General features: G+C 39.7%; 5 protein-coding genes and 1 pseudogene. 5 read left to right on the top strand and 1 reads right to left on the bottom strand.

Annotated elements, in window-relative coordinates:
• Positions 1-260: 260 nt before the first annotated feature.
• Positions 261-1,623: pseudogene (locus RUMTOR_RS07480) on the bottom strand (transposase).
• 197 nt (positions 1,624-1,820) lie between these two features.
• Here RUMTOR_RS07480 and RUMTOR_RS13300 point away from each other — a divergent pair.
• The 5 genes from RUMTOR_RS13300 to RUMTOR_RS13485 all read left to right on the top strand — a co-directional run.
• Entirely contained in the window at positions 1,821-2,234 is a 414-nt protein-coding gene (locus RUMTOR_RS13300) for a hypothetical protein (RefSeq protein WP_207634934.1), read from the top strand.
• On the top strand, positions 2,134-2,802 hold the full coding sequence (locus tag RUMTOR_RS13295) for a hypothetical protein (RefSeq protein ID WP_207634933.1): 669 nt from the start codon (positions 2,134-2,136) through the stop codon (positions 2,800-2,802). Before RUMTOR_RS13300 ends, RUMTOR_RS13295 begins: the two co-directional genes overlap by 101 nt.
• Positions 2,803-2,849: 47 nt before the next feature.
• The gene (locus RUMTOR_RS13495) at positions 2,850-3,497 is read left to right on the top strand and encodes a hypothetical protein (protein ID WP_004846652.1); all 648 of its coding nucleotides are present in this window, start codon (positions 2,850-2,852) and stop codon (positions 3,495-3,497) included.
• Positions 3,472-3,783: a leucine-rich repeat protein gene (locus tag RUMTOR_RS13490; protein ID WP_004846649.1), complete on the top strand. Its 312-nt coding sequence runs from the start codon at positions 3,472-3,474 to the stop codon at positions 3,781-3,783. Before RUMTOR_RS13495 ends, RUMTOR_RS13490 begins: the two co-directional genes overlap by 26 nt.
• 82 nt (positions 3,784-3,865) lie before the next feature.
• On the top strand, positions 3,866-4,408 hold a 543-nt coding region (locus RUMTOR_RS13485), incomplete at its 3' end, for a leucine-rich repeat domain-containing protein (RefSeq protein ID WP_004846647.1).

The following is a 4,408-nucleotide window of genomic DNA, read 5'->3' as shown; positions in this document are numbered from 1 at the left end:
TGAACATCACCCGCCTAGGCGGGTGGATGTTTTATTATAGAAAATTAGGTAAATTGCGAAACAAGTCCGCAATCCTGACTGAAAACAGGCGAAGGCTCCTGTCATGCAGGATTCTTGGGATAGGAAGTGAAAATCGTTCATTTCTTGGCACAACAAATAAACCTCATGGGCTTATGAAGTTGGTAAGTCCTATGCTATGAGTGGTTTTAAACTTCGTATGTATTGATGCTGGTGAATTTTATCAGCAACCATGACAGTTATTAACTGAGAAATTCCTGCAAGCAACAAATCTGCATGTAGTGTTTTCTCATTTTGGGTTTTACGACCGGCAATACAGAAACTGTCTTTAAAATGGTTGATTGATTTTTCAACGTTTACACGGATTTTATAGGTCTCATCCCATTCTACGGAACCACGTTCCACACCGGGATAGGCACGCAGATTCTTTTCGGGGTAAATGTAAATCATTCTTCCACAGGAAGATGTGGTACAGGGGTTCTCACAGCGGCAGACACGGCGTTTCGTTTTGGTTTCACGGTTGTATTCCCATTTCATTTTAGGGCATACAAACTTCATGCTGGGAAGTTTGCTTCTCAGATGAGATTTACTCCCTTCCCGTTTCATAGGAAGTGTGGAATCATGCGGACAGCAAGGAACACCATTTTCGTTGAAGGTGTAGCCATTTTCTTCCATTGATAGTTTTGTCCGGAGTGGAATAAATGCTTTTTCAAAGCCAAGATCATCCAAAAGGGCTTTGTAGATTTCAATGGTATCAAAAGCGGCATCGCCTAGAAAAGTTTTAGGGTTGATCAAAGGATGCTTCTGAAAGAAATCAATCAAAACAGGGAGCAGTGCCTTAGAGTCCGCAAGTGATTTATCTTCATCTGGTGAATCGGATTTCTTTTCAACAATGATATTAGGATGAGCATTTAGGAAATCTTTATTGTAGAAGGTAATATCGCGAACAATACCAAGACCATTAGTGACAATACCAAACTTATAGGCATAGCAGAAATGTCCGTTGATGTACATCTGTTGGATAGCTGGGTTAGCAGTAGCGTGTGCAGGCATTGAGCCGTAAGCAGCTTTGTAAGGATCAAAGTTTTTATCAAAGTTGTGAGCCTTTGCAAAGGCCTTTAACTGTTTTATGATACGGTTTGCGTATTTCGGATTATTTTCTGTTACCCATGCCTCAATTCCAGAAGTATCAAAGATACTCATGGAAGCAAGGTTAGAATCAATACGTTGGCAGATCGGTTCAGTGATATCAACTAAGTGATCGAACATCGATTGTAAGTCCATAAGAAAGTCCTGTTTAAAGCGGGTAAATTTTGAGGCATCAGGAACAACACGGAAGCCACAGAAATCCCGTAGTTCCTGAGAATATTTTAAAAATATAATCAGAAGAGTATCTGTCGGGATTGAGAAAATGCGCTGAATAAGGAGAGCCTTAATCATAGGATAAAGTGGATGCTTACGAGGTCTTCCTGTAGAAGCGTGAAAATGAGTAACAAAAGAAACAGGAACAATTTCATCAAGATTAATGGTTTGGTCAAGTAGAGAAAGAAACTGATATTTGTCATTATCGAATTTATTTTGGCAATCTTCAAAAACTTCTGCCAAAGTGAGCTGCTTATATGGGTATCATATAGGTACATCTCCTTTCGGGTGGTTGGTTTATAGTTTCTAGGCAACTCTATTTTACCACAATCCGTTGAGGAGATGTTTTGTTTTATAAAAGTTAAAATGCCGTATTTATGCGGCTTGTGGCGTTTCGCAAACACCTAAATTATAGAAAATAAATGAAAGGAGAGACGCGTATGATCACAAAATTTGAGAGAAAAGTGATCGCAGGACTTACAGCTTTTCTGATGTGCCTGTCGATGGTGTTAGCAGTTCCGGTTTCTGTAAATGCAGAGGCAGAACAGACGCAGGATGAAGCGGTAAGTGGTGCAAAGCAAGAGGAGACAGTGAGTGATGTGCAGATGCAGGATGAAACTGTAAATGATGCACAGCAAGACGTAACTACGGGAGAGGAAGTTGAAGAAGGTGCGGCCGGAGATATACAGAAATTGCCGGGGATGAGCGCAGAAAGCACAGATGCAATGCCTGAATACAACGTCACAAGAAGATGTGATAGGAAGTATTACTCTCAAGAAAGACGGCACGGAAGAATCCGGTTCGATTATGCTGCAGGAAGATCAGACATCTGTTCGTTATCAGTTGAATGTTGAAGAAGACGGGCAATATTATATTACGGCAACAGGTGATAATTATTGGAGTACGTATGCGAGCATTACGGAAGAAACCGAAGACGGAACACAAGATGTGGAGATTATCAATTCACGAGTTGAACTTCGTAAAGCAGGAACATATTATTTGGAATTATCAGATTATTCATCAGAATCTCAAAAAATTATAAAATGGAAAGCCGGAAAAGTCAAAGATATTACCCCCGGAGAATTTGATATAGAGTTAAATGAGGAGAAGCCTGAGGCGTACTATAGATTGACAGTGGATGAATCCGGGGTTTATTATGTGCGTTCTGTAAAGGGGATGTCAGTTAAGATAAGAGACACACAGACAGGAAATGAAATTTTATCTTCATCGTCTTTTTATAAATTAAAAAAAGAGAATGTTTATGAGATTACACTCGGAAGATACAGTTGGGAAAACGCTTCAGGAAAATGGGGAATTCTGAAAGGAATCGAAAAAGAAGTAGAGTGTGACAAAGTGTATATTAATGAGACAGATGGCGTTTACTATAAGTTCGTTCCGAAAACGACAGGATATATAGTGTAGAAGGCGGTTTTTATGACGAAGAGTGGAATCAGATTTATTCCGAAGAAATGCTTGCCGGGAATGCGTATTATTTAGCGCCGTATGGAAGATATTGGTGTATTAAACAGTCTGAATATACTCCGATTGATCCGGGTGGTTCTGGTGGAAAAGTACAGGTCAAAGTAGGCGAGACGTATACTCATGATATGAGAAAAGGCGGTTTTTATGAGTTTATACCGGAAGAAACGGCAAGTTATCATTTCCGCTCTAATGAAAATGTGAAACTGGAAGTTAAAGAGAGGATATTCGAGATAAACGGTATCGGAACTTTAGAAGGCAAAGTTGACTATTCAGTAGTTATGAGAGCCGGATCTGTATATTGGATACATTTGTACGAGATGGATGCAGCAACAGTTACATGGACGATTGAAAAAACAAAAACAAAAACTGCGGTGACAGGAACAAAATATACTGCTGTAAAAGGCGGATCAGACACATATGATTTTGTACCAAGTAAATCCGGAGATTATTCTGTTTCTTTTAACGGAAAAGGCGGAGTTTTAGTATATGATGACGCATGGAATGAGATAAAAAAATATTATCCTGAAGAAGCAGACGGAAGCCGTGTTGTTCTTTCGCTGGAACAGGGACAAAACGTATCACTTTGCTGTTGCAGCACTAGAGAAAGATATGCAATGGGAAATCGAATCAGCTAAAACAAAAAACGGAGTCGTATACACAAATTTAGCTGATAATACAGTAGAGATTTTGAAATATACAGGAACGGAAAGTAATGTAACAATACCGGATAAGATTGACAATAAAGTCGTAAAAACTCTTGGAGCTGAATCATTTACAGAGAATGAGACGGTAGTAGGAGTTACGATTCCGGCACAAGTTACGAATCTGCAGTACGGAGCGTTTGCATCATGTACGAATTTGAAGAAAGTAACTTTCGCACAAGGCAGTCAACTGAAAAAAAATCAAAGAAGAAACATTTGAACACTGTCAAAAGTTAGAAGAAATACATATTCCCGACAGTGTTACACAAATAGAGAAGGGAGCGTTTTATTATTGTCGGTCTTTGAGCAAGTTAACGCTAGGGAAGAAGCTTGAGGTAATTGATAACAACGCCTTTGAAGGCTGCAGCAGTCTGAAACAGATTGAAATTCCTGATTCTGTGGAAAGTATCGGAGAGGGAGCATTTACATATTGCACTTCTCTTGAACATGTGACGATTGGAAATAAACTGGCATATGTAGCGAAAAGTGCATTTTCATGGTGTAACCTGACGGAAATTACATGGGGAGACGGAATTGCAAAAATCGGAGACAGTGCGTTTGCTTGTAACCAAAAACTTACGACGGTTTCGATTCCTGATACAGTAACGGAACTTGAATACAAAGCGTTTGCCGGATGTGTAGAGTTAAGTGATATTGAAATTCCTGATTCGGTAGAAGCAATCGGAGGCTATGCATTTGAGAAGTGGGATATATATAATGAAGGTGGGGACACTGCATGGTATGACGCACAGGCTGACGGTGATGTGTATGCCGGAAAAGTTTACTACAAATATAAAGGAACAATCGCAGAAGGCGGTACTGTCAATCTGAAAGCCGGTACGAAA

Origin of the sequence: [Ruminococcus] torques ATCC 27756 (assembly GCF_000153925.1) — a bacterium.
GTDB lineage: Bacteria > Bacillota > Clostridia > Lachnospirales > Lachnospiraceae > Mediterraneibacter > Mediterraneibacter torques.
Note: the sequence above shows the minus strand (reverse complement) of the source record. Positions and strands in the feature narration are given on the sequence as shown.

Bases quoted from the DNA above. Each gene is read 5' to 3' on its own strand.
- RUMTOR_RS13300 (WP_207634934.1), top strand. From the start codon at position 1,821: ATGATCACAAAATTTGAGAGAAAAGTGATCGCAGGACTTACAGCTTTT.
- RUMTOR_RS13495 (WP_004846652.1), top strand. From the start codon at position 2,850: ATGCTTGCCGGGAATGCGTATTATTTAGCGCCGTATGGAAGATATTGG.
- RUMTOR_RS13490 (WP_004846649.1), top strand. From the start codon at position 3,472: ATGCAATGGGAAATCGAATCAGCTAAAACAAAAAACGGAGTCGTATAC.